Source organism: Streptomyces thermoalcalitolerans (assembly GCF_039525155.1).
In the GTDB taxonomy this organism is placed as follows: Bacteria; Actinomycetota; Actinomycetes; order Streptomycetales; family Streptomycetaceae; genus Streptomyces; species Streptomyces thermovulgaris.
Genome location: NZ_BAAAHG010000029.1, coordinates 19,748 through 38,469, shown reverse-complemented (window position 1 = coordinate 38,469; position 18,722 = coordinate 19,748). Strand labels below are relative to the sequence as shown.

General features: G+C 73.2%; 15 protein-coding genes and 1 pseudogene. 8 read left to right on the top strand and 8 right to left on the bottom strand.

What is annotated here, in order from left to right; genetic code table 11:
• Positions 1-182: 182 nt before the first annotated feature.
• A complete protein-coding gene (locus tag ABD224_RS17465) occupies positions 183-695 on the bottom strand; it encodes a GNAT family N-acetyltransferase (RefSeq protein ID WP_344050768.1) in 513 nt (170 codons plus the stop codon).
• Between the two features lie 531 nt (positions 696-1,226).
• On the opposite strand from ABD224_RS17465, the gene ABD224_RS17460 reads away from it, so the two are divergent.
• The 4 genes from ABD224_RS17460 (at position 1,227) to ABD224_RS17445 (ending at position 6,660) form a co-directional block, all read left to right on the top strand.
• Positions 1,227-2,240 (top strand): BtrH N-terminal domain-containing protein, encoded by a 1,014-nt coding sequence (locus ABD224_RS17460; RefSeq protein ID WP_344050766.1) that lies wholly within the window; start codon positions 1,227-1,229, stop codon positions 2,238-2,240.
• An 882-nt stretch (positions 2,241-3,122) separates the two neighbouring features.
• Positions 3,123-4,628, top strand: a complete 1,506-nt coding sequence (locus ABD224_RS17455) for an alpha/beta fold hydrolase (RefSeq protein WP_344050764.1) — start codon at positions 3,123-3,125, stop codon at positions 4,626-4,628.
• 114 nt (positions 4,629-4,742) lie between these two features.
• On the top strand, positions 4,743-5,912 hold the full coding sequence (locus ABD224_RS17450) for an amidase (protein WP_344050762.1): 1,170 nt from the start codon (positions 4,743-4,745) through the stop codon (positions 5,910-5,912).
• 169 nt (positions 5,913-6,081) lie between these two features.
• The gene (locus tag ABD224_RS17445) at positions 6,082-6,660 is read left to right on the top strand and encodes a maltokinase N-terminal cap-like domain-containing protein (protein ID WP_344050760.1); all 579 of its coding nucleotides are present in this window, start codon (positions 6,082-6,084) and stop codon (positions 6,658-6,660) included.
• Positions 6,661-6,745: 85 nt separating this feature from the next.
• Here ABD224_RS17445 and ABD224_RS17440 read toward each other — a convergent pair whose 3' ends face one another.
• Entirely contained in the window at positions 6,746-7,432 is a 687-nt protein-coding gene (locus ABD224_RS17440; protein WP_344050758.1) for a TetR/AcrR family transcriptional regulator, read from the bottom strand.
• 120 nt (positions 7,433-7,552) lie between these two features.
• Here ABD224_RS17440 and abc-f point away from each other — a divergent pair, with 120 nt between their 5' ends.
• Together abc-f and ABD224_RS17430 are read left to right on the top strand one after the other, a co-directional pair.
• Positions 7,553-9,172: a ribosomal protection-like ABC-F family protein gene (gene abc-f, locus ABD224_RS17435; protein WP_344050756.1), complete on the top strand. Its 1,620-nt coding sequence runs from the start codon at positions 7,553-7,555 to the stop codon at positions 9,170-9,172.
• A 32-nt stretch (positions 9,173-9,204) separates the two neighbouring features.
• Positions 9,205-10,101 (top strand): Vgb family protein, encoded by an 897-nt coding sequence (locus tag ABD224_RS17430; protein WP_344050754.1) that lies wholly within the window; start codon positions 9,205-9,207, stop codon positions 10,099-10,101.
• Positions 10,102-10,322: 221 nt separating this feature from the next.
• On the opposite strand, the gene ABD224_RS17425 is transcribed toward ABD224_RS17430, so the two are convergent.
• Positions 10,323-10,700, bottom strand: a complete 378-nt coding sequence (locus ABD224_RS17425) for a hypothetical protein (protein ID WP_344050752.1) — start codon at positions 10,698-10,700, stop codon at positions 10,323-10,325.
• 343 nt (positions 10,701-11,043) lie between these two features.
• Here ABD224_RS17425 and ABD224_RS17420 point away from each other — a divergent pair, with 343 nt between their 5' ends.
• Positions 11,044-11,616, top strand: a complete 573-nt coding sequence (locus ABD224_RS17420) for an O-methyltransferase (RefSeq protein ID WP_344050750.1) — start codon at positions 11,044-11,046, stop codon at positions 11,614-11,616.
• Positions 11,617-11,929: 313 nt separating this feature from the next.
• Positions 11,930-12,379, top strand: coding sequence for a DoxX family protein (locus ABD224_RS17415; RefSeq protein WP_344050748.1), 450 nt, complete (start codon positions 11,930-11,932; stop codon positions 12,377-12,379).
• Between the two features lie 335 nt (positions 12,380-12,714).
• On the opposite strand, the gene ABD224_RS17410 is transcribed toward ABD224_RS17415, so the two are convergent.
• The 5 genes and pseudogenes from ABD224_RS17410 to ABD224_RS17390 form a co-directional block, all read right to left on the bottom strand.
• Positions 12,715-15,021, bottom strand: a complete 2,307-nt coding sequence (locus tag ABD224_RS17410) for a protein kinase domain-containing protein (protein WP_344050746.1) — start codon at positions 15,019-15,021, stop codon at positions 12,715-12,717.
• On the bottom strand, positions 15,018-16,151 hold the full coding sequence (locus ABD224_RS17405; RefSeq protein ID WP_344050744.1) for an outer membrane protein assembly factor BamB family protein: 1,134 nt from the start codon (positions 16,149-16,151) through the stop codon (positions 15,018-15,020). Before ABD224_RS17405 ends, ABD224_RS17410 begins: the two co-directional genes overlap by 4 nt.
• A complete protein-coding gene (locus ABD224_RS17400) occupies positions 16,079-17,317 on the bottom strand; it encodes a serine/threonine-protein kinase (protein ID WP_344050742.1) in 1,239 nt (412 codons plus the stop codon). Before ABD224_RS17400 ends, ABD224_RS17405 begins: the two co-directional genes overlap by 73 nt.
• 411 nt (positions 17,318-17,728) lie before the next feature.
• Positions 17,729-18,415 (bottom strand): CoA-transferase, encoded by a 687-nt coding sequence (locus tag ABD224_RS17395; RefSeq protein WP_425580995.1) that lies wholly within the window; start codon positions 18,413-18,415, stop codon positions 17,729-17,731.
• Positions 18,328-18,621: pseudogene (locus ABD224_RS17390) on the bottom strand (CoA transferase subunit A); the annotation flags it as partial. The gene ABD224_RS17395 and the pseudogene ABD224_RS17390, both read right to left, overlap by 88 nt.
• Positions 18,622-18,722: the final 101 nt, after the last annotated feature.

Sequence of the window (18,722 nt, the reverse complement as noted above, 5' to 3'; positions counted from 1 at the left end):
AAGGCCGCCGTCGCCGCCGGGGCGGACGCCCCTGGTCGCGTTCCGGCGGTCCGCATGGGGGCCTGCGGCCTGGAAACAGTGGCAGACCGGTGGGCCGGACGGGTGACGACGGCGGTGCCCCGCCCCGACGCCTGGGGCGTGCCGCGCGGGAGGCCGGGGTTCCCCGCGCGGTACGGGTCGGGTCAGATGCCGAAGGGGGCGGCGTAGTGGACGGTTCCGCCGGGGAGCGGGTGGTCGGCGTCGAGGCTGAGCGCCATCAAGGCGTCGTCCGGGACGTCGATGGTCAGGCGGATGCCGTGATCGGAGGCACGGGTGAACCCGAACCGGGGGTAGTAGTCCGGATGCCCGAGGACGACCACGTGGTGCTCACCCAGTGACCGTGCTGCGGCCAGGGCCGCGCGGATGGCCGCGCTGCCCGCGCCGGTCCGCTGCCGCTCCGGGCGGACGGCGCACGGGGCCAGGCACAGGGCCGGTGCGGTGCCGATGTGGCAGCGAGTCAGCAGAGCGCAGCCCACGGGGTGGCCGGTCTCGTCCGCCGCGACGAGGGAGAGCCCCTCGATCCAGGCGGCCGGGTCGGCACGCAGGGCGTCGACGAGGTCGGCCTCCGCAGGGGTGGGGAAGGCGGCGAGGAGGATGTCGCGGACGGCGGGGATGTCGGCGCGGGTTTCGGCGCGCGTGATCCAGGTGTTGCCCATGACGAAGGAGGATCCGTTCAGGAGATGTTCGTACGGGTGCCCCTCGAGCTCACGTTCTCGGCGGGGCGGGCAGGAAGGTGTCAGGCCATGGCCCGGGACGTGAGGGAGACCCGGACGCCGTGCACGGCGGCCTCGGACGCGGTCATCCACCCCACCTCCCGGCTCTCGGCTCCTGATCAGGCACGAACACCACAACCCTATACGCCTCCACGGCTCTGCGGCTTCGAGCGCGGCGGTCCGCGCCTCTGCGGAGACCGGGAAGTAAGGTCGGGGAGTGCGTGGGCCGGCTGCTGCCCGTGCTCGGCAAGGGGAAAAGGGGGATCGCATGGGGGCCGTCGCTGCGGCAGCGACCGTGCACATCGGGTCCTGTGCCCGGCTGTTCTCGGCCCATGACGCGCTCTTCGCCGCCCTCCGTGAGCGCGGGCTGCGCCCGCAAGCACCCGTGCGCGAGGCCTGCCGTGCCGGACCGGCAGAGACACCGCAACAAGAACTGACGCCCCGGTTGCTCGTCCCTGTCCAGGAGGGCACGGCATGGCCACGGTGATGGACATCGACGCCCGCGGTATGCAGCACTGCGAGACGACGGCTCTGGGGGTGCTGCTGCGGCACCAGGGGCTCGATCTGTCCGAACCCATGCTCTTCGGTCTCGGCTCCGGCCTGTCCTTCCTCTACTGGGACAGCAAGAACATGGACTTCCCCTTCCTCGGGGGACGGGTCAAGCCTTTCGAACTCACCAGAAACCTGGCTGCCGCACTCGGGCTGGAGCTCGTGGTCCGGGAGACCACCTCGCCCCGCAGGGCCTGGGAGAACGTGGTGTCCTCCCTCGCCGCCGGCCATCCCGTCGGACTGCAGCTCGACAGCTACCACCTGGACTACTTCACGTCGAAGGTGCACTTCGGCGGTCATGTCGTCGCCCTGTACGGCTACGACGACCACAACGCCTACCTGGTGGACACCGGCCAGCAAGGCGGAGCGGTGTCCACCAGCCTGGCCAGCCTCGCCCGGGCCAGGGCCGCGCGCGGCCCGATGAGCGCCAGGCACCGGTCCTTCACCCTCACCGTTCCGAGGGACCTGCCCTCCCCGCACACCCGGATCGTCTCCGCCATCACCTCCTGCGCCGACGCCTTCCTCGACCCGCCCATCGCCAACCTCGGCCACCGGGGCATCGAGAAGGCCGGGAAACTGGTGCGCACATGGCTCCGGCGGACCGACGCCCCGCAACGGGACCTGCCCCAGGCCGCTCTCCTGATGGAGAAGGCCGGCACCGGCGGCGCCCTGTTCCGCAACCTCTACCGCGACTTCCTCGCCGAATGCGCCCGCCTGCTCGACAGCAGCCACCTGCGCACCGGCCTCAGGCTGTACACCGAGGCAGCCGTCCTGTGGACGGAGGTCGCCGCACTGATCGAGAAAGCCGGTACATCAGGCAGCGCGCAGTACCTCGAACAGGCAGGCACCCTTCTCTGCGATCTCGCGCGCGTGGAGCGCGAGGCCATGCAGGCGCTGAGCCGCCTGAGGAGTACGGCTCCCGCCTCGCCCGGGCTCTGACGCTCCCGTTCAGGAGCTCGTTCTCCCGCGCAGGACCGTCGTCCGAAGAACGCCCCGCGGAGCTGGGAACAGGCGGCCAGCGGTCGGCAGTCGGCAGTCGGCAGTCGGCAGTCGTGAAGCATTCCCCCGTCGGGTCCGAGGCGGACGTGGTCGCACTGTGCACCGCGTGGTCCGAAGCGACATCGAGCAGGTCGCGGCCGGCGCTTCCGTACCGTCGGCCCAGGCTGCGACCACGGCTCTCGGCCCCCTGCGGGGGCCAGGGCGCCGGTCCGCCCTCGGTGGCACGAACACCCCGGCCGTCGCGGTCGCCGAGCGAGTCGGAGCTCCGCGCGTCGCCGGCGGCGGGGCCCCGGGGGTGAGGCGGGCCGCAGGCGGTCACCGGGGGACATCCCCCGCACAAGACACCTGTTGTCCGCAGTGAGCGTTCGCCCGGCCCTCTCTACCGTGATCGGCCATGTTCTCCTTGTTCCCGGCCCTCCGGCGGACAGGTACCGCGGCCGTGGTCGGCGACCCGGTCCTGTCCGCCGCTCCGGCGGCCCTTCCGCGATCCCGTCCACCGGCAGACGCCCTCTGCGGTGCCCGCCGGCACCTGCGGTGGTCCGCAGGGAGCTCGGTCGTGCACGACGGCACCGCCGGAGCCGTCGTCCCGTTCACCGCTCCCGCGCACCCCGAGGGGCCGTCGTGCACCCGCCGAACGCGGACCGCCGCAGCGGCCGGCCTCCGCACCGGGCGTTCGACGCCCACGGCCGGCCGTTGCCACGCCGGCAGCGCCGCCGAGACGCTCACCGCGGCCGTCATGCCCCGACCCGTCGTCGCCCACGGCTTCCTCGCCGTCGCGCGGACCGCGTTCTGCGGGGACCGCCCTTCAGAAAGGACATGTTCATGAGCCGCCGCACCGCGCTCTGCGCGGTCCTTGCCCTGACCGTTTCCCTGGTGTCCGCGGCCGCGGGCACCGGCGATCCCCCGGCCCGCTTCCGCCACCAGCCTCTCACCTGGAAGAGCTGCGTCCAGGGGCCGGACGACGACACCGGCAAGGAACTCCAGAAGGCCGGCGCCGAGTGCGCCGACGTCACCGTCCCGCTGAACTACGACGACCCCGGCGGGCGGACCATCACCGTCGCGATCTCCAGGATCCGGGCCACCGACACCCGTCGTCGCGTCGGTCCTCTGCTGCTCAACGGCGGTGGCCCCGGCGGCCCGACGCTCGGCGACCCGCCGTGGGTGCGCCAGACGATGGAGGAGGTCGGCGCACGCTACGACATCGTGGGGGTGGACCCCCGCTTCGTGGGCCGCAGCACCCCGCTGGACTGCCGCTGGCCGACCGGCACCTCGATCCACGGCGCGGGTGCCGACCGTGCCGGGTTCGACCGCGCGGTGGCGTTCGCCCGTGACCTCGCGCGGCGCTGCCGGAAATCCGAGGGACCGGTGCTGCCGTACGTCACCACGCGCAACACCGCCCGCGACATGGACATCATCCGCTCCGCGCTGGGCGAGCGCAGAATCTCCTACCTCGGCTATTCCTACGGCAGTTACCTCGGCGAGGTGTACGCCACGATGTTCCCCGGCCGTGTCGACCGCATGGTCCTCGACGGGGTGATCGACGCCGGCCGGTACTCACCCCGTCTGCTGCGGGGCGCCGAGAAGGCCAACCGGCACGCGCTGGCGGACTGGGCGTCGTGGACCGCCGCCCGGCACACCACGTACGGTCTGGGCCGCACCCGCGACGCCGTACTGGCGACGGTGAACCGGGTGCAGGACGCCGCGACACGCAGGCCACTGAAGGTGGGCTCCCACCGGGTGGACGAGCACACCGTTCCGGTGATCGTCTTCAGCGGTCTCTCCCAGGACAACGACGACGCCTACGACACCCTGGCGCGGGTCGTGCGGGACATGAGCCGGGCCGCCCAGGGCCGGCGTGTCGTGCCCGATCCAAAGTTCGCCGAAATACTGAAGTCCATGGTCACGGGCTCCGAGTCCGCCTACGGCAGTGTGCAGTCGGCCATTCTGTGCGGCGACGTGGCCGTGCCACGCGACCCGGAGGTGTACTGGCGCGACATCCAGCGCTCCCGGGCACAGGATCCGTTCTTCGTCCCCGTCACACGGAACATCGGCCCCTGCGCCTTCTGGGATCCGCCGCGTGAGGCCCCGACGACCGTCAGGAGCGACTTCCCCGCTCTGCTCGTCAACGCCACCGGGGATCCGCGCACCCTCTACTCGGGTGCCGTCGCCCAGCACCGGAACTGGCCCGGCTCGCGTCTGGTCACCCTGCGGGGCTCGAGCCAGCACGCGGTGTACGGGGTGTTCGGCAATGCCTGTGTCGATGCGAGCGTCAACGCGTACTTCGCGACCGGCCGTCTGCCGTCCGAGGACGTGACCTGCGACGCTTAGGGGGTGCCGTACGGACCGGGCCGGCTTCGGTGAGCGGTTCCCGGTGACCGAGCCGAGCGGGGTGCGGTGCGTGCAACCGCGAGGCGGGAAAGGGACGAGGAAAGTGAGGGCCCTGTGCTCACCGGAGAGCTGTATGCGGCGCTGACCGCCACCGATGTCGCCGACCGGGTCAACCGCGGCGAGGTCACGGCCCGCGAGGTCGTCGACACGGCGCTGACGCTGATCGCCGAACGCGACGGCGCGCTGCGCGCGTTCACCGCCGTGTGGCCGGCCCGGGCGCGGGCCCGGGCCGGCCGGGTCGACGCCGCGGTGGCCCGCGGGGTCCGCCTGCCGCTGGCCGGTGTGCCGATCGGTGTCAAGGCCGGCGAGGGACCCGATTCGTTCCAGAACCGGCGGCTGGTCGCCGCCGGATGCGTGCCGGTCGGGGCGACCTCGGTCCCCCGTGCCGGCACCGGCTGGCAGACCTACGGCCGCACCGACCGTGGTCCCACCCTCAACCCCCACAACCCCGCCTGGTCACCGGGCGGTTCCTCGGCCGGGTCCGCGGTCGCCGTCGCCGCCGGTCTCGTTCCTCTCGCCAGCGGGTCCGACGGGGCCGGTTCGGTGCGCATCCCCGCCGCCTGGTGCGGCGTCGTCGGGTTCAAGCCCACCAACGGCCTGCTTCCCGCCCGTGACCGTGCCGGCCTGAACAGCCCGGGCGTTCTGGCCCGTACCGCGCGTGACGCCGTCGCCTACTTCCGTGCCGTCGTCCCCACCGGCACACCCGGCCCCCGCTCCTGGTCCGGGCCGCCGGCGGTGGCCTGGACGTCCACGCTGGGGTACGCCGCCACCGATCCGGAGATCGCCGCCGTCGCCCGGGACGCCCTGCGCCGGCTCGCCGCGGCCGGCCTGTGCCGCCTCGCCGGCCACCCGGTGAAGCTCCACGACCCCGCCCCGGCCTGGACCGCCCTGCGCGCCGGCACCTCCGGTCAGGACACCGACGACCTGATCAAAGCCAACTCCCGCCGGCTGCGGGCGGTCTTCGACCGGGTGGACCTCATCGCCACCCCGACCACACCGCACCCCCCGCACGGCCACGACGGGCCGGGGGACCGTATGAATGTGGCTCTCACCTGGGCCTTCAACATCTCCGGCCATCCGGCCCTCACCCTGCCCGCCGGGACCACCCCGGACGGCGCACCCGTCGGCCTTCAGCTGATCACCCGTCACCACGCCGACCTCCAGCTGCTGGACATGGCCACCCGGATACGCGGTCACGGTGCCCTGCTTCCACCACCTGCCTGACGGCCCACGGGCGCAGATGTCCTCCTGTTCCGTGCCGTTCGTCCGTCTCGTCCGTCCCGTGTGCGGGCCCCTTGCCGGGCCACCGCCCCTTGGGGAACACCGCCGTCTCCTGTACGTTCGATCACGCCCCGCCGGGGGACGGACCCGAACCTGCACCGAGGAAGCCCGTATGGCCTTGATCCACCGCACCACCATGACCCCCACCAAGCTGGAGCTGCTCACCGGCTGGCTGCCGAAGCAGAGGTGGTACGCGGGCGGCGCGGAAGCGCCGGATCCGGTCATGGCCGGTGGGTTCCGCCTGGACGACCCCGAGGGCGAGGTCGGGATCGAGTTCATGATCGTGGCGGATGCCGCCGCGCGGGAGCCGGTGGCGTATCTGGTGCCGATGGGCTACCGCGGTGCACCGCTGGAGGGCGTCTGCGGCGAGGCGCTGATCGGCACCGCCGAGCATGGGGTGCTCGGCACCCGGTGGATCTACGACGGCGTCCACGACCCGGTGGTGATGGCACAGTTGCGCGCCCTCCTGCGCGGCGAGGCGACACCGCAGCACCAGAACAAGAGCGACACCCCCGACCCGACCGTCACCGTGCACGGAGCCGGCCCCGACGACGGGCCCGACGTGCGGATCAACCGTGTTCTGCGGCCGGCGGAGACCGCCCAGAGGCCGTCCGGATGCGTCGTCGCCGGGTGGGTCTGGCCGGACGGAACGGCCGCACGGGGAGTCCTCGCGGCCTTCGCACCCCGGTAAGAACCGGCAGGAGGCCGTGCGGATGCCGTAGGCACGGAGCCGCTCGCACCGCGCGGGACACCCGGTCGGCGGGGTGGGTGTCCGTTCAGTCGCCGTCCCGGGGCGCGGGCTCGGCGAAGGCGCCGGCGGATGCCGCGAGGGCGGTGCTCGCGGCCACGCGGTCGGGCAGGTGCGGGTCGGGAGGCGTGCGCAGAAGCAGCAGCTGGTGGTACAGCGGCGCGGTGGCGGCGACGAGGAGACGCCGGGCGTCGGTGTGCGGCGGGATTTCCCCGCGCCGCGCGGCGCGCCGTACGACGGTCTCGCAGCGCGCGTACCGGTCCTCCCAGAACCGCTGCAGGGCGCGGGCGGCTTCCTCGGATCTGAAGGAGGCGGCGATGAGGGCCGCGGTGACCGGCGGCTGTGCCGTCAGGGCCGCTTGGATCTCGTGGTTCAGTGCCGCCAGGTCGCCTTGCAGGGAGCCGGTGTCCTGAGGCCGCCAGTCGTCGTCGCCCGCCGCGTCGAAGACATCGGCGAGCAGGCCGCCGACATCACGCCAGCGCCGGTAGACCGTGGTGCGGTGCACGCCCGCACGGGCCGCGACGGTGTCCACGGTGAGTTCGTCGTACCCGCGCTCCACCAGCTCGGCACGGACCGCGTCGAGCACGCGCGTGCGGATGCGTGCGGTGCGGCCGCCGGGGCGACGCCGGGCCCGCGGCTCCGGCTCGCCGTCCTCCGGCGGCGGGACCGCGGAGGGCTCCGCGGGAAATCCGGTTGCCGGCCTGGATGACGTCATGACAGCATCTTAATGCAACAGTTGTCGCACTAGTGGAGTCGTCGATGCTCTTCCGAAGCATTCACCCGGTCCCCCGGCCCGTGACGGCCGTCCCGTCCCCGCATGCTTCGGAGTGCCCGTATGCCCACGCAGATCACCGCGCTTGCCGTCAGCAAGTCCTTCAACGGCCGTCTCGTCCTTGACTCGGTGACGTGCTCGCTCGCCGTGGGCGAGCGCACGGGGATCATCGGCGAGAACGGATCCGGCAAGACCACCCTGCTGCGCCTGCTCGCCGGGGACGAACGGCCTGACCAGGGAGAAGTCGTCGTCCACGCCGATGGGGGCGTCGGTCATCTCGCCCAGGACGGGCGGCTTCCGCCCGACGCGACCGTCCAGGAGGTCATCGACCGGGCACTGGCCGATCTGCGCGGCATCGAGGAGCGCATGCGCCGTCTGGAGGCGGCGATGGCCGAGGGCGACCGGTCCTGCATGGCCGAGTACGGCGATCTGCTGACGGTCTTCGAGGTGCGCGGCGGCTACGAGGCCGACGCGCGGGTGGAGCGCGCCCTGCACGGCCTCGGTCTGGGGAACGTGGACCGGGACCGTGCCGTGGGCAGTCTCTCCGGCGGGGAACAGGCCCGGCTGCGTCTGGCGGCCGTCCTGGCGGCCGGTCCCGAGGTGCTGCTGCTGGACGAGCCGACCAACCACCTCGACGAGAGCGCTCTGAACTGGCTGGAAGAGCATCTGCGCACGCGGCGCGGCACCACGGTGGCGGTCTCCCACGACCGGGTCTTCCTCGAACGCGTCGCCACCAGTCTGCTGGAGGTGGACGCGGACCGGCGCACCGTCGTCCGGTACGGAGGCGGCTACCCGGACTACCTCGCCGCGAAGGCGGCCGACCGGCAGCGCTGGGCCCAGGCGCACGCCCGGTGGCAGGCGGACGTCGACCGGCTGCGCGAGGCCGCCGCGACCACCGCCCGCCGAGTGGCTCCCGGCCGGGCGATGAAGGACGGCAACAAGATGGCCTACGACCGGGCGGGGGGCCGGGTGCAGCAGTCGCTGGCCGGCCGGGTGCGCGCTGCCGAGGAACGGCTGCGCCGCCTCCTCGCGAACCCGGTACCGCCCCCGCCGCAGCCGCTGCGGTTCACCCCCGTCTTGCGGGCCCGCCGCCTGAAGGGCACGGTGCTCGACGCCGTCGACGTCACCGTCACGGGCCGGCTCGACCGCACGAGCCTCACGGTCGCGGCCGGTGAACGCCTGCTGATCACCGGGCCGAACGGAGCGGGCAAGAGCACCCTGCTGCGCGTGCTGGCCGGACGGCTCGCCCCGGACGGCGGGAGTGTCGTCCGCCGCGGCAGGATCGGCTACCTTCCGCAGGAGCCGCAGTACGGCCGGCCGGACGAAACGGTCCTGGCCGCCTTCGCCCGCGGCCGGGCCGGAGACGCCGACCGGCATGCCGAACAGCTGTTGTCCCTCGGCCTGTTCGACCGTCACCGGCTCACCGTGCCCGTCGGCAGCCTGTCCACCGGGCAGCGGCAGCGTCTCGCGCTGGCGCGGCTGGTCAGTGAACCGTCGGACGTCCTGCTGCTCGACGAGCCCACCAACCATCTGTCGCCCGCCCTCGTGGAGGAGCTGGAGGCCGCCCTGGCCGACTACACCGGCACCCTCGTGATCGTCAGCCACGACCGCCGGCTGCGCCGCCGGTGGCAGGGCACTCGGTTCGTCATGGGTGCCTCCATGACGTCCGCCGCCGGCCGATGACGCCCCAAGTCCCGTCCTCGCAAGGAGTTCTGATGGTCCGCCGTCCTGCCTCCCTCCGGCAGTTGTCCGTCCGTGCCCCGGGATCCGGCCCCTACGCCCTCACCACCGGCCCCGACGAGGCACTGTGGATCACTCTGGTTCATGCCGGGGAGATCGCCCGGCTCACGCCCGACGGCCGGCTCGACCGCCATCGGCTCGACTCCGCGTCCTGCGGTCCCTCGGTCATCACCGTGGGTCCTGACGAAGCCCTGTGGTTCACCCGCAGTCAGGACCATCGCATCGGGCGGATGACCGTGACCGGGCAGGAGTCCTCCTTCCCGGTCCCGACACCGGGCAGCGGACCGTTCGGGATCACCCTGGCTCCCGATGGGGCGCTGTGGTTCACGCAGATGCACACCGACCGGATCGGCCGCATCGACGCCGAGGGCCGGGTGACCGAGTTCCCGCTGCCCGTCGGCGGTGCCGTCCCGTCGGCCATCACCACCGGCCCGGACGGCGCGTTGTGGTTCACCCTGAACCGGGCGAACGCGGTCGGCCGGATCGGCCCCGGCGGAGACGTCTCCCTCCATCCGCTTCCCACCGGGCATGCCGCACCGGTCGGCATCACGCACGGCGTGGACGGCGCCCTGTGGTTCGTGGAGATCGGCGCCGGACAGATCGGCCGGATCGGCACGGACGGCCGGATCCAGGAGTTTCCTCTCCCGGACCGCGCCTGCCGGCCTCATGCGATCACCGCCGATCCCGCGACCGGTGTCTGCTGGTTCACCGAGTGGGGCACGGGCCGCATCGGGTCCATCACTCCCGGCGGGCACGTGGAGGAGTACGACCTGCCCGACCCCTCCTCCGAGCCGCACGGTCTCGCGGTGGGTCCGGACGGCGCCCTCTATGTCGCCCTGGAGATCGGGGAGATCGTCCGGCTGGAGCCGTAGGCGGCCGCTTCCCGGGGCCGACGAGCGGTTTCCCGGGTCCCGCGAACGGGCGGTCCGTGCTCTCCGCACGGCGGGCGAGGTGCCGCACGACGCCAGGGCGTCCGGCCGGCAGGCGTCCTCACCGGCCCTGCGGCAGGCGGCACTTGACCGGACGAACCGTCACCGTCCGGGCGAACGGGGGCGGATGGGTCCGGCAGCCGACGGAGCGCGCCGGCCGCCGGTCACGCGGCGCGGGCCGCCGACCGTGCCAGGCGGTGGGGCGTGGGCAGGGTGTCAGAGGGCCGGACGCGGTAGATCGTCCTGCCCGGTTCGACGAGCGGCTCACCCAGCGCTATGCGCCCGGTGGTGTGCAGGGCGTCGCATGCGTCGGTCGGCAGGGCGACGTAGCAGCTTCCCCTGCCGGTGCGGGCGTCGAACGGCTGCCAGTAGCTGTACCTGCGGCGTCCGTTCCCGTGCACCGTCAGGAACACGGGCGTGCAGGGGTCGGAGATGATGCGCAGCAGCTCGCCGTCCGTGACGCCCAGGGGAGGGAGAGGGGCGGCGGCGCGGCTGCGGTAGGGCAGGACGACGGCCTGTGCCGGGCGGGGGACGGACTGCATCAGCGTGGCTCTCCTGAAGGGGGACTGAAGATCGATTACCCAGCACGGGCAAAGTTGATCTTTCTTGCTGGGGGCATTTTCTCTCATCAACCGGCAATGCGCCAAGGCTTCTCCGGTCAACTCCTCGACAACTTGGACAAGTTCATGGCCGAGAGTCATCGGTGCCCGGGCAAAGCCGGCCGCATCGGCACGCGCGCGTTCCCCTCGCGTTCCCCTCGAGCGCCCCGACCGGGCAGCCTCGCCGGGGCAGGGCCGGGCAGGGCAAAGAGGCAGGGCGGGGCCGGGCAAACCTCATACGGACGCCGCCGCTTACGGATAGTGTCGTGCGCGGACGAAAGGGGGCGTGATCATGGCAGAGCGTGCGGTTCCGTCCCGTGTGGCGATCGCGGAGCGGGTTGCCTCCGAAACGGGTTTCAAGAAGAGCTGCATCCCTGAAGTGGGCAGGCTGCTCGGCCTGGCCGCCACGGCGAAACCCCACGGGGTCATCGCGGAGAGCGGCACCGGCGCGGGCGTGGGCACCGCCTGGCTGCACAGCGGCCTCGGCGCCGGTGCGCGTCTGGTGACCGTGGAACGCGACGAGGAGCCGGCCCGCCGGGCGGCCCGTGTCTTCGCGGACGACGACCGTGTCAGCGTCCTCACCGGGGACTGGCGGCTGCTTGAGCGGTACGCCCCCTTCGACGTCTTCTTCTGCGACGGCGGAGGCAAGCGTGACGATCCCGAAAGGGTGGTCGAGCTGCTCGCGCCCGGCGGTCTGCTCATCCTGGACGACTTCACCCCCTCGCCCCACTGGCCGCCTCGTTTCGGCGGAGAAGTGGACGAACTCCGCCTGTTCTGCCTCACTCATCCGACTCCGGACGCCACCGAAGTCCTCACCACACCGGACAGCTCGGCGATTGTCGCGGCACGCCGTTCCTGACCTCCGGGTGCACTGCCCCGGAGGGCCGGGGACTCCGCCGGCCGGTGTCCGACCGCTGCTGCCGGTGCGGGGCCCGGTGGTGGGGCGCCAAGGGGACCAGGGGAAAGGCCTCTTGTCGTCCGGCTCCCGTCCGAAGCGAGCCCTCCGAAACGGTAGCCACAGGGGGGCGGGCTGTGCTGTGCTCGTCGCGCGGACCGGTCCGGGCGGGGCCTTGCTGAACGGTCCGCCCGATGCGCCCGTTAGGGAGGGGGGAAGGCCACTCGTCCCGGCCTTCACCCTTTGACGCACCGACCGATCCGAGGAGTACGTACCGATGAGCACCTCACGCCTGAACGACCGGCTGACGAGCCAGCAGCCTCTCGTTCTGGGCCTGTTCCGCATCGTTCTTGGTCTGCTGTTCACCAGCGAGGGCGTTGCCACGCTCTTCGGGGTGCTGGGCCGGAAGAGCAGCCCCGTGGGTGAATGGCCCTACTGGTACGCCGGGGTGATCGAGCTGGTCTGCGGTGCTCTCATACTCCTCGGACTCGCGACGCGCAGCGCGGCTTTCCTCAGCTCGGGGAGCATGGCCTTCGCCTACTTCACCGAGCACCAGAAGGACGGGCTCTTTCCCCTGCAGAACGGCGGTCTGGCACCGGCGTTGTTCTCCTGGGGCTTTCTGATGCTGGTCTTCTTCGGCCCGGGCGCCCTGGCCCTGTCGAACCTGTTCCGCCGCGGCGGCACCGCCCAGGACTCCGTCCGGCCGGTGCCCGGACAGGTCCGGTGACGCGCGGTTCGCGCCGCCACCGGGATCCGGCCGTGCGCCGGTCACCGGGCGGGTGAGGTGACGGCGGTGCCGTCCTGACGGCAGGGGGGTGTGTCGTCCGGTGCGAGCAGAAGGCCGCCGTGCGGACAAGCCGCTGCCGGGCCGGGCACCGGAGGTCTCCCCTGCCTCGGCGCGGTCTCCCGCCACCGGCCGGGCGCCGGTGTTCGCCCCTTCAACGTCATCCCTTCGATGTCATCGCGCCGACCGCCTCCGGGTGCGGCGAAGCGGTCGGCGGCGGTGCAGGCGCACGGGCGGACGACGGGGGGCGCGACGCCGGGTTCAGTGGTCCGCGGTGCTCACGCATCGCCGCCCGGCGCGGTGCCGAAGGCCACGAGACCGTACTCGTCGGACCGGTTGACCTGGACGACAAGGCTTCCCGAGACGAGCAGCCGGTCGGGGTCGCTCCGCTGGTAGGGGGCGGGGAGCCTGCCGCTCTCGGTCACGGTGCCGTCGGCCAGGGAGCGGCGTCGTACCGTGAACGACCAGCCCGGACCCTCCGCTTCCTCGCCCTCCACGGTGTACACCGAGTCCCCCTGGATGCGCAGGGGTTCGAGCTCGAGGACCTCTTCCCGTATCCGGGTGCGCCAGCGCACCTTCCCCGTGGTGAGGTCGATCGCCGCCAGTCCCCGGGCCGTGCCGCCCGGGCCCGCCTCCACCTCCGTCACCAGCACCCCCTTCGTGACGCGGGGTCTGATGAGACGCAGGGTGCCGAAGGGCTGCTTGACCGGAAGATCGACCGGCTTTCCGTCCCCGGTGCCGAGAACACGCAGGTGCACGTCGCCGGACACATCGGCGTACCGGGCCGCGACGGGCTCGGCCGTCACGATCCCCACGGGTGTGGCCCCGCTGCGCTCCACCTCGTGGGAGGAGCGGGTCCTGCCGGTGACGGCGTCGAGTACGACGACACGCCTGACGTCGATGTCCTCCCGGTCGCACGTGTCGGACACGGCGATCGTGCGCACACCGGGCACCACGTCCGTCACCCTGCAGTTCCCCTGGGTCCAGGGGTACGTCCAGATCTGCTTGCCGGTGGCCCGGTCGAGCCCGAGAAGGCCTCTTTCACCGGAGACCACCATCGTGTCGCCGGACACCGAGACGACGCCTGTGGGAGCCTCACCGACCGTGCGGTGCCACAGCAGTGTGCCGGTGGCGGTGTCCAGGGCCGCGGCGACGTCGCACTCGGCCGGCGAGGTGTGGGCCCTGCCGAACCGGACGAGCCCCACGCCGCCGCTGGTCGCCGTCTCCGCGTCCGAGGCCCCGCAGGGAACGAGCCCCTTGGCGGGCGGTGCCACGGTCCACGTGGAGGCTCCGGTGCGCGGGTCGAAGCCGCGGATCCCGGAGGCGTCGATGCGTACCAGCACCTTGGGAGTCAGCCAGGCGCCCATGACCTCCGAGTCGACTTCGGCGACCCCCGGCTGCGCGGTCCACACGACCCGGCGGTCGCCTTTCGCGGTGACCGCCGGGAGCGGGTCGGCGCCGTCGGCGGCGGGAGCGACGCCGGTCCGCCTGCCGGTCCCGCCGCCCGTGCTCCGCTTGTCGTCGCCCCAGTCGAGCAGATGGGCCACGCCCACGGCGGCCGGCGCGGTGACGGCAACGGCGGCGACCGCGGCGACGAGCGCCCCGCGACGGCGACGGCGCGGCTCCGGCACGGCGGTCGTGCCCGGTTCCGGGCCGGGAACGGGCACGGGCGCAGGCTGGGCGATCGCGGGCGCGGGCGGGGCGATGCGGTACGACGTGGGTTCCTCGGCCGCGCGGGCGGGAACCGGACCGCCGCCCCGTACCCGCGACTGGGCGGCACGGGCGGCGGCGATCACCTCGCGCGGAGTGGGTCTCAGCGCGGGGTCCTTGGCCAGGCAGCTTCGTACGAGCGGGGCCAACTCCTCGGGCACGCCGCTGAGATCGGGCTCCTCGTACACGGTCCGGTACGCCAGCACCGCCGGCGGGCCGTCGCCGAAGGGGGCGCGGCCCGTCGCCGCGAACAGCAGCACGCCTCCGAGGGAGAAGACGTCACCGGCCGGCCCGACCGGCTCCTCGGCGACGACCTGCTCGGGCGGCGCGTAGCCGAAGGTGCCCAGCGCATGGCCCGCGCGCGTCAGTTCCTCCGAGTCCGCCGCCCTGGCGATGCCGAAGTCGATCACCCGGGGGCCGTCGTCGGCCAGCAGCACGTTGGACGGTTTGAGGTCCCGGTGCACGATGCCCGCCGCGTGGATGACGACGAGCGCCTCGCCGAGCGCCGCGGCGAGCGAGCACAGCCGCTCCACGGGCAGCGGCCCGTCGCGGTGCACGGCGGCGCTCAGCGAGGGACCGGAGACGTACTGAGTGGCGAGCCATGGGGTCCTCGCGTCGCCCCCGGAGTCCACCAGCGGCACGGTGAAGAAGCTCAGCACCTTCCCCGCCGCCTCCACCTCGCGGCTGAAGCGTCTGCGGAACTCGGGGTCGGCCGCGAACTCCTCGTGGACCAGTTTGACCGCCACCCGGTGGCCCTCGGCGTCCTCGGCGAGGAACACCCGCCCCATGCCGCCCTGTCCGAGCCGGCCGAGGAGCCGGTAGCCGCCTATCCGCTCCGGGTCCTCCGGCTCCAGCGGGGCCGTGCCCTCGTTCACGGCCGGCTCCTTGGTGCGCGGAACATCATCACTCCCTTGGTCAGCAGGTTGTGCTCCCCGGTCATCAGCGCGAGCCGGTTCCCGTACAGGCGGACGCCGTCGAACTCCGCCCGGTCCGGCAGCCGGGGCAGTTCTCCGGCCGCCGTCGGCGTGCCGTCGTCCAGCGCGTACCGGACCAGGGCGGTCGTTCCCGGTTCCGTCACATGGACCACCAGGACGCCGCGGTCGTCGACGCCCGCGATCACCGGCCGGCTGCCCGGGGGCGCCTGCCGGTGCCAGCGGATCTTCCCGGTGCGGGAGTCGAGGGCCGCGACCCCGTCCATGCCGGTCTGCCGGTCGCCGTCGTACTGGGTGAGGGTGACGACGGTGTCGCGCCATCCGAAGAAGGTGGGGGTGAGCTGGAAACGGTTGCGCATCCAGGCACCGAGCGTGCCCTGGGGCTGTGCCTCGCGGAGCTGCGGGCCCGGCTTTCCCTCGTTGCTGAAGACCATCATGGGGCCCTCGGTGTCGCCGATCGGCCCGGGCAGACTGACGACCGGGGGCTCGGCCGTCTCGACGCGTGCCACGGGCACGTCGCCGGGGACCGTGGAGGTCCAGCGGACACGGCCGTCGGCGGCGTTCACCGAACGGACCGTCGTGGGCCGGCTCTCCTGCCGGGACTCCTCCGTCGCGGGGCAGGTCAGCGCCTCGACGACACTGGACTGTCCGACCGCCATCCCGTTGATCACGCACTTGTCGCGGCTGCCCGTGTGCGACCAGGCGGGGGCACCGTCGCGCAGACGCCATGCGGTCACCAGGTCCCCGGTCATGACCACCACGCGGTCCGCGGCGATGCCCACCTGGTCCGAGCCGATGCCGTCGGTCGCATACATGTCACCCGGTCGGCGCCGTTCCCACAGGGCGGTGCCGGTGGCCAGGTCCACCGCGACGACACGGTCGCAGTCGTCGGTTCCGCGGTTCACGCCCTTCTCATCGGCCGGACCGAAGATCACGGCGCCGATGCCGCCGGGTGCGGTCCGGGAGGCGGCGCAGGGAACCATCCCGGGGGCGGGCGGCTTCAGTGTCCACAGGACCCGGCCCGTGTCGGGGGACAGTCCCTGGACAAAGCGGCGTCCGACGCGGGCGAGCACACGGTCGGTGAGCCACGCCTCCTGGGCGTAGCTCGCGCCGTCCTTCGTCGCCTTCTCGTACTCCGCCTCGTTGTCCTCCTGGCGGATGAGGGTGTCAGGAGAGCGACCAGACGCCCCGGGGAGCGGCCGGGCCGAGGGCGCTGACCGGTTCGGCGAGCGCGGGGACCGAGGGCGACGGCCGGGCCGCCGCCCGGTTCCCGGCACCGCCGTCGGCGGACGGGGTGTCCTCGCCGCGCAGCGCCAGAAGGCCCGCGGTCAGGGTGCCCGCGAGAAGGACGGCCAGGGCTCCGGCGACGAGCGGGACCCGGCCGCGGACGAGCCGGCGGGCCGGGGCGGGCGCGGGTACGGACGTGGACACGGAAGCGGCCGGGGAAGAGGGGCGGGGCGGCCGGTCCTGGCCGGGCTCCTGTGCGGAGGGCGACGGTCCCGGGCCCAGCGGCATCGCCGGGGCCGTCGGGGCCGCGACGGGCTGGCTGCTGGGGAGAGCCGGTGAGCGCCTCCCTGATCCGGCGTGGTGCGGGCCGCTGCGCCGGGTCCTTGGCGAGGCAGGAGGCCAGCAGCGGCAGCAGTGCGTCGGGGACTCCGTCGAGGTCCGGCTCCTCGGTCAGTGTCCGGTGGCCGACCCGGTGCGCGGGCCCGCCGCCGAACGGGTGTCTGCCGGTCGCCGCGTACGCGAGCACCGCGCCCAGCGCGAACACGTCGCTCGCCGGGCTCCCGCCACCGCCCGTCAGCTGCTCGGGCGCCATGTAGCCGGCCGAGCCGACCACGAGACCGGTCGCCGTCAGCCGTGTCCCGTCCAGGGCGCGTGCGATGCCCAGGTCGATCACCTGGGCCCCCTTGTCCGGATGCAGCAGCACATTGGACGGTTTGAGGTCGCGGTGCACCAGGCCTGCGGCGTGGATGTCCCTCAGCGCACCGGCCAGCGCACGGCCGAGCTCGCGCAGCCGGTCCTCCGTCAGCGGGCCGGAGGCCCGGATGACGTCGGCGAGCGTCGGACCGGGGACGAAGGCGGTCGCCAGCCAGGGTTCGGCGGTCTCGGTGTCGGCGTCGACCAGCGGCACGACGAAGGGGCTGTCGACCTTCCGCGCGGCCGACACCTCGCGCCGGAACCGCGCCAGGAAGTCGGGGTCGCGGGCCAGCCGGGCGCGCAGGACCTTCAGCGCCACCGGGGGCCGTCGGGCGAGTCGGCCCGCCGGGCGAGGTGGACCTCCCCCATCCCCCCTTCACCGAGCGGACGTTCCAGGACGTACGGCCCGACGCGGCGTCTCGCGGCGTCGTCCGCGGTGCCTCGTCCTCTGTGCCCCTCACGCACGGCTCAGGCTCCCCCCGTTGCTTGTCGACGGCGATCGTAGCCGTTTCCGTGCCGTTGCCGGAGGAGTCGTCACCGGAGAAGCCGTCGCCCAAGGGAGCCGGGGATGCACCGGCGGTGAAGCGGGTCTTCGGCTGTACCACGGCGAACCGGCCCGCCCCGATGCGGGGGTGCGGGGCGGTGGTCGGCCGGACGAGCGCTTCGACGCCCCGCCCGGGCGGCCCGCTGTCGTCCTCGGCGGCGAAGTGGAGCACGCCGAAGGAGCGGCTCAGCAGAGCAGATCGGCAAAGAGCCGTTTCCGCAGCCGCGCGACCGCGGTGCCGTACGTCTCCAGGACCCGGACCCCGTCCGGGCCGGTGATGAAGACGCCATGGCCGGTGTGGACGCCGGAGACGCAGGCGGTTCCGGTCAGCGGGTACGTGCACGTGGGAACGAGCCCGGGTTCTCCCTGCCGGGTGAACGGCTTCATCACCACGCAGACCTGGCGGGCCCCGACGGCCAGGTCCATCGCACCGCCCACGGCGGGGATGGCGTCGGGGTCGCCGGTGTGCCCGTTGGCCGGGTCGCCGTGCTGCGAGACCTGGAACGCCCCGAGGACGCACACGTCCAGACGGCCGCCACGCATCATCGCGAAGGAGTCGGCGTGGTGGAAGTACACCGCCCCGGGCAGCTCGGTGACCGGGACCTCGCCCGCGTTGGCGAGGCCGGGGTCGATCTCGTCGCCCACCGCGGCCGGGCCCCTGCCGAGCATCCCGTTCTCGGTGTGCAGCACGGTCCCGGCGTCCGGCGGCAGGTGCTCGGCGATGCGGGCCGCCCGGCCGATGCCGAGGTTGACACAGGGACCGGCCGGGATGTCGCGGGCGCTGCGGGCTGCACGATCTCGGTGGCCTGAGCGACGACCGTGGTGACCGCGGTGGCCATGACGGGGCCGAAGTTCCGGGCGGTCTTGCGGCAGACGAGGTTGCCCAGGGTGCTCGCGCGGTGCGCGGAGATCAGGGCCACGTCCCCCTTGATCGGGTACTCCAGGACGCAGGTGCGTCCGTCGGTCTCCCGGGTCCCCTTGCCCTCGGCCGGCGGGGTGCCGACGCCGACGGGGCTGCAGAAGGTGCCGATGCCCGCGCTCGCGGCGCGCATCCGCTGCGCGGGCGTGCTCTGCGGGATCGGGGTGAACATGGGGGCTCCTCGTCCGGCGTCAGCGCGGTCGGGCCGTACACCCGGTCGGTGAAGGAGCAGTCGCAGGTGTCCCGTGCCCGCATGAGCGC

Excerpts from the sequence above, each read along its gene's own strand:
- ABD224_RS17430 (WP_344050754.1), top strand. The coding sequence starts at position 9,205 with ATGGTCCGCCGTCCTGCCTCCCTCCGGCAGTTGTCCGTCCGTGCCCCG.
- ABD224_RS17445 (WP_344050760.1), top strand. The coding sequence starts at position 6,082 with ATGGCCTTGATCCACCGCACCACCATGACCCCCACCAAGCTGGAGCTG.
- ABD224_RS17455 (WP_344050764.1), top strand. The coding sequence starts at position 3,123 with ATGAGCCGCCGCACCGCGCTCTGCGCGGTCCTTGCCCTGACCGTTTCC.
- abc-f (WP_344050756.1), top strand. The coding sequence starts at position 7,553 with ATGCCCACGCAGATCACCGCGCTTGCCGTCAGCAAGTCCTTCAACGGC.
- ABD224_RS17460 (WP_344050766.1), top strand. The coding sequence starts at position 1,227 with ATGGCCACGGTGATGGACATCGACGCCCGCGGTATGCAGCACTGCGAG.
- ABD224_RS17465 (WP_344050768.1), bottom strand. The coding sequence starts at position 695 with ATGGGCAACACCTGGATCACGCGCGCCGAAACCCGCGCCGACATCCCC.
- ABD224_RS17415 (WP_344050748.1), top strand. The coding sequence starts at position 11,930 with ATGAGCACCTCACGCCTGAACGACCGGCTGACGAGCCAGCAGCCTCTC.
- ABD224_RS17440 (WP_344050758.1), bottom strand. The coding sequence starts at position 7,432 with ATGACGTCATCCAGGCCGGCAACCGGATTTCCCGCGGAGCCCTCCGCG.
- ABD224_RS17425 (WP_344050752.1), bottom strand. The coding sequence starts at position 10,700 with ATGCAGTCCGTCCCCCGCCCGGCACAGGCCGTCGTCCTGCCCTACCGC.